Genomic DNA, 5,302 nt, shown 5'->3' with positions numbered 1-5,302 from the left:
TAGTTTATTTAAGCAATCAAGCATGTCGTCTCTATCTTTGAGGACATTGATGTTTTTCAAAAGACGGCAATTTTTACACCTTCCAAACATGTAGATTAATTCCAAAATATGAGAAACACATAACGCCACGTTAAGCGGCAAATAATAGCTGGCTAAAATGTGTGAGGCACGAACAACAGCCAGCTGTTATTTGTCCGTTTGAACGCCTTGTTAGCTGTACTTTGCACGACTTACCTTATTCCACTTTCTAGATTTTAAACCACTTTTGTATGGCCACCTAAATAATATTGGGTGGTCATCTTCATTGATAATCAAATTCATTTCCCAAATATCGAAATATCCATCTGATTGTTCACAAACATTATGGATTTGCATTAACTCATGATTTATTAGTGAAATCATTTGTTTTGCGGAGTTTTGAGAGATTTGTTTTTCCGGTATTGAAATACGACTATCTACATCTATTGCTCTTTTTTTACGAGACAAGCCAACATATGTCGCTTGTTGTTTTTGTTGTTCTAACTCTTTGCTTCTTATTTTCTCAACGAATTTAGGAGAATAATCAGTAACTTCCCTGCCAACAAATGCAAATTGCTTCTCTGGATGAAAATATAATAACTTAAGCCAATCTTGTTCAAATTTTTCGTCAGGAAAACCATCGTTATAAATAGAGGAGGTATAATAGTGTTCAACCCATTTAGCTTTTGCTAATTCCTCCATAGCTAAAACAGACAATTGAAACGCTGAAGGATACGAAGAGTTTTTATATAACAGAATTGAATCTTTATGAAGCCTAATTGAGTTTTTCAATGCTTCAGATGCGATTTTCTTGAATTTGTACTCACTTAGACCCTGCTTCATACTTTCCTTGTACAGCTAACGCCCCAATAAGGGGCTAAAAATTGTTTGCTAAAATGTGTAGCGAAGCGAAACCGAGCAAACTGTTTTTAGTCCCGCTTGATTGGCTTGTTATGTTTTCTTTTTCACAAGACCTTGAAATACTGAGATTAATGAAGCTAGATGTATTAGTAAAACGCCTATTAATATACTTGAAACAGTTGTGAAAATATTAACTATTTTTGATATATAGTTCTCTGTAGATATTTCACTCTCTATAGTAGATTGGAAAATGGTTACGATTTGAGATTTATCAAAGGGTTCTTCGCTTTCAGCTTTATCAATTGCTTGCTCAATTAAAGATATGCGCTCTTCTAGATTTCTAGAATTACTTTCCTCATATTGATTTTCAACGTAATGTGGAAGCCAAAGAGAAAAGCCAGAATAAGTAAACAGCAATAAAGTAGAGATACTCAGCCAAATTATTTTAGATTTATTAGAATTCAAACTCTCACTCCATTGAAAACATAACGCCCAAATAACAGGCTAAAAAAAGTGGGCTAAAATGGAGCGAAGCGAACAGCCCGCTGTTTTTAGTCCTTGTTGATTTGCTTGTTAGCAGGTTCTTCCTCTACAGCCTCTGAAGACTTCAGTAAGCGTAAAGGTGCTAAATACGATAAAACAGCAACTGTTAAAGGAAATAAAAACCAACTAACTTCACGTAAGTTAAACACTAACATTGTTGAGTTACCAATAAAATAAGCGAATAAAACAGCCATAATGATTTTAGAAATAGTTGGAACTACTCCAACTTTTTTAATACCAAAGTAAAACGCAATTGAAGATGGTACAGCAAAAATTAGAGCACTAATTATGACATTAAGTATTAAAGAAAAGTTAACCGAACTGATTTTGAGTAATTGAATGTAAGTTAAGGTTGCTGCCAAAAAAAACATAGCTAAACAAAATGTAATAGAAGACTTCTGCATAATTCCCTTTACCTGCTAACGCTTACATAAGCGGAAAATTATAGTTGGCTAAAATTTTGAGGTACGAAAAACAGCCAACTGTAAATTTTCCGTTTAATGTTCTTGTTAGCTGGTTACTACACCATGCTGTGATTATTGCTTACCTGCCATATGAACTAGAAATAGGACAAAACCACCAAATAATATAAGTCCTACTACGACCATGATTGTTAACGTTTTGGATTTTTGCATTGAATCGGTTAAATCCTTTGCAGGCAATAACCCTAATGTCATTAGAATAAAGTCCATTTAATAATCTCCGGCTGACTTAACCTGCTAACGCCTTACTAAGCGGCGGTAAATAGCTGGCTAAAATTGCGAGGAACGAAGCTAGCCAGCTGTTTAGCGTCCGTTTGAGTAACTTGTTAGGGCTTCCTTAAATGCCGAAACCGTACTTAAGCCTGACTGAATATGCCATTTTTGTTCTGAGCCGTAAAGTACGCCCACAAAACCAAGCTTAACTTCACCGCCCCCGCACCAATTTATAGTTACCTCCATAAGTTTTTTATCTGAACCTTTTAAAGTTTCATATACCACTAAAGAAACAATTTTATCAAATCTATCTGTAACCAAGGCGTCACGGATTACATCGGTGCTATATGGAGCATTAATCAAATTTGGCGCTGAAATCCCAACGACACGAACAACATAAACTGAATTGGATTTTTCAGCCCAACTTGATTCGGATAATTGTAATTCACGACAAGCGAAAGAATCGTATGAAAAAAAGAATAATAATAGTAAGACACCAACTCTACGCATGGATAGCCCTAACGCCACGTTAAGCGGCAAATAATAGCTGGCTAAAATGTGTGAGGCACGAACAACAGCCAGCTGTTATTTGTCCGTTTGAACGCCTTGTTATATTTTGACGGCTACTCAGCCTGTCTAGATTTTAGCGCAACCAACGCAGCAGCAAAAAGATAGAAGAAATACATTAAAGCGATGCCTACAACTGTTTGACCAAGTAAATTTGAGCCTAATCCCGATAAAAAAATGATATAGATAGTTATAGGAAAGAAAGTCAATTGAAGCTTACCGCCCGACAAGGAAAGTAACCTATCCACCTGTTTTGGTATAGCCATAATAATAACCGGAATCAAAACTAGCCCAGAGATAAAAATATCTAATACTACATCGCCATCCATCAGTACACTCCTTTGTAAATTAAAATATAACGCCTAATTAACAGGCTAAGTAATAGTTGGCTAAAATGTGTAGCGAAGCGAAACGTAGCCAACTGTTACGTGTCCTTGTTTAATTTCTTGTTAGGGTTTTTAGTGCCGCACAGGATCCCGTTTATCCCATGGAGTTCCTTCCCAATTAGATATAGCTCCTTCTTCATTACACTCTAGGCATTCCCATCCAATTATATGGCTATCAGGATCAATCCATACTTCTATTTCACCATCACATTTTTCGCCATCGGTGACAGAATGGCAGTTAACATTAGCTAAACTTACGGGACGCTCATATGCTATTGAAGCTGACTCAATAATTCCAATCAGGAACTTTAACAATTCCATTGTTTCAGGATTTAATTCAGGCTCTTCCTCATTTTCATTCAAAAAGTGCTGAATATTTGTAATCAATGCCATTGCTGAATCCACCTTTATAATTGGATAAACCCTAACGCCCAAATAACAGGCTAAGTAATGGTTGGCTAAAATTGTGTAGCGAAGCGAAACGTAGCCAACTGTTACGTGTCCTTGTTGATTTTCTTGTTAGCTGTACTAGTTTGAACTTGCTCCACTTCCACCGAGAAACACACTAGCACCTATAACGAAACCAAAATCATACCAGCCACCAGAGTTAGGAAAAGAGTAAATTCTGATATCCGTAAATATGCTCGCAATCAGACTGAAAAAAATACAGAAACCATGTACAAGTCCCATAAAAAAACCAGGAGGATCATATGCATTTGGTGTAGGTTGGGATGCACAACTTGCTAGAAAAAGACCAACTATTAGTATTAGAACTAGGTTTTTATACTGCTTCAAACTTGCGATATTCATCGTGTACCTCCTGTACAGCTAACGCCCCAATAAGGGGCTAAAAATTGTTTGCTAAAATGTGAAGCGAAGCGGAACCGAGCAAACTGTTTTTAGTCCTGCTTAATTGGCTTGTTATGTTTCATTTTTAACAATCACAAAACCATTTAAATAATTATTTTCATTATATTTAAAGCTTATTTCTATTTTAGTGCTGCCATCACTTTCGTGATTAACACGATAGCTACCTTTTGAAATAATTTGATTATCTGATGGATGAGTGTGAATTGTAATGTTTTCTGACGAAGTCATATTTCCTCCATCTCCTTCTAAATTTAAATTAGAAATTAATATAGTTGGTTGTAAACACTTGCCAACGTATTCGGTATCACAGACTTCAGGGTGCAGGCTTATCTCAATTGTCTTCTTATTCCCCCAATCAACGACCCTCTGATCAATTTTTTTAACTCCCCATAATTCCCCATTTATTTTCCCTGTTAGCTCTTCGTTTTTAAAGTCATAACAGTACTTTTTAATAGGCTCATAATTACGACTAGCTTTAATTAAGTTCCCCATCGTTGCTCTCGAATCAACTTTACTCACACCATTGACTTCAATTAAGGCAGTTTTCACTATAAATTCAGGATAACAAAAACGGCTAAAACTAGTCACCACACCATCATTTTCCTGTTTTAAAATAGTAAAACTTTCGGCTTCAATTTTCACATGTTTTAAAGTATTAATATGCTCTGGATCTGCTAATAATCCTTCTAGTTGGTTAAAATCCCTCTTTTGTTGGGCTTCCCAGTACTTAGTGACAAGCTCAGAACTTTCATTTGATTGAAAGCAGCCAGATAGTAAAGTTGTACAAAGGATTAAAGTAAGTTTTTTCATAAATTTTCCTTTTAATATTGTTAGCTAACTCCGTAGCATTTTGGATAACACTGAAACATAACGCCCTATTAAGCGGCGATAAATTGTTGGCTAAAATGCGAGGAACGAAGCTAGCCAACTGTTTAGCGTCCGTCTTGAATAGCTTGTTAGGAGTTTGAAACTCCCCTTGCAGCTATTTGAATTTTCGCCATTTATTGGGTCGATTCTTCCAAGCAAGAATGAAGAATATAGGCGTCACTACAAGTAGCATGATTAAAAGGAGATACGTTCCCACAGGGAGGTGGTATACATTCTCATGCCCCCAAGGATTGTCATCTCTAATATAGACCAATACTTTTAGCCAAAGGCTCGAAAGTAAAACGCCAAAAACAATTAAAGTGGTAATAAACATTTTTGGAGTCATTCGCCTATCCATACATAAACTCCTAACGCCCTTTTAAGCGGCAAATTGCAGTTGGCTAAAATAAGTGAGGCACGAACAAAAAGCCAACTGTAATTTGTCCGACTTGAAAACTCTTGTTAGGTGCGCTCTTTCAAATAGCCCAACTTATT

At 36.2% G+C, this 5,302-nt stretch carries 8 protein-coding genes; all 8 read right to left on the bottom strand.

The genetic code is table 11. The features are described from left to right. Nucleotides 1–210: 210 nt before the first annotated feature. The 8 genes from ESZ39_RS17030 to ESZ39_RS16995 all read right to left on the bottom strand — a co-directional run bounded on the left by ESZ39_RS17030 (nt 211) and on the right by ESZ39_RS16995 (nt 4,750). Complete coding sequence (locus tag ESZ39_RS17030; protein ID WP_146881118.1) at nt 211–861, bottom strand: AbiV family abortive infection protein; 651 nt, start codon at nt 859–861, stop codon at nt 211–213. Nucleotides 862–969: 108 nt separating this feature from the next. Continuing rightward, on the bottom strand, nt 970–1,344 hold the full coding sequence (locus tag ESZ39_RS17025; RefSeq protein WP_146881117.1) for a hypothetical protein: 375 nt from the start codon (nt 1,342–1,344) through the stop codon (nt 970–972). 86 nt (nt 1,345–1,430) lie between these two features. Beyond that, nucleotides 1,431–1,826: a hypothetical protein gene (locus tag ESZ39_RS17020; RefSeq protein WP_146881116.1), complete on the bottom strand. Its 396-nt coding sequence runs from the start codon at nt 1,824–1,826 to the stop codon at nt 1,431–1,433. A 381-nt stretch (nt 1,827–2,207) separates the two neighbouring features. Then, nucleotides 2,208–2,627, bottom strand: a complete 420-nt coding sequence (locus tag ESZ39_RS17015) for a hypothetical protein (protein ID WP_146881115.1) — start codon at nt 2,625–2,627, stop codon at nt 2,208–2,210. A 113-nt stretch (nt 2,628–2,740) separates the two neighbouring features. Beyond that, nucleotides 2,741–3,013: a hypothetical protein gene (locus ESZ39_RS17010; RefSeq protein ID WP_146881114.1), complete on the bottom strand. Its 273-nt coding sequence runs from the start codon at nt 3,011–3,013 to the stop codon at nt 2,741–2,743. Nucleotides 3,014–3,142: 129 nt separating this feature from the next. Next, entirely contained in the window at nt 3,143–3,463 is a 321-nt protein-coding gene (locus tag ESZ39_RS17005; RefSeq protein WP_146881113.1) for a hypothetical protein, read from the bottom strand. Between the two features lie 135 nt (nt 3,464–3,598). After that, nucleotides 3,599–3,880: a hypothetical protein gene (locus ESZ39_RS17000; protein WP_146881112.1), complete on the bottom strand. Its 282-nt coding sequence runs from the start codon at nt 3,878–3,880 to the stop codon at nt 3,599–3,601. Between the two features lie 111 nt (nt 3,881–3,991). Beyond that, nucleotides 3,992–4,750 (bottom strand): hypothetical protein, encoded by a 759-nt coding sequence (locus tag ESZ39_RS16995; protein ID WP_146881111.1) that lies wholly within the window; start codon nt 4,748–4,750, stop codon nt 3,992–3,994. Between the last annotated feature and the right edge of the window lie 552 nt (nt 4,751–5,302).

Origin of the sequence: Colwellia sp. C1TZA3 (assembly GCF_007954265.1) — a bacterium.
GTDB lineage: Bacteria > Pseudomonadota > Gammaproteobacteria > Enterobacterales > Alteromonadaceae > Cognaticolwellia.
Note: the sequence above shows the minus strand (reverse complement) of the source record. Positions and strands in the feature narration are given on the sequence as shown.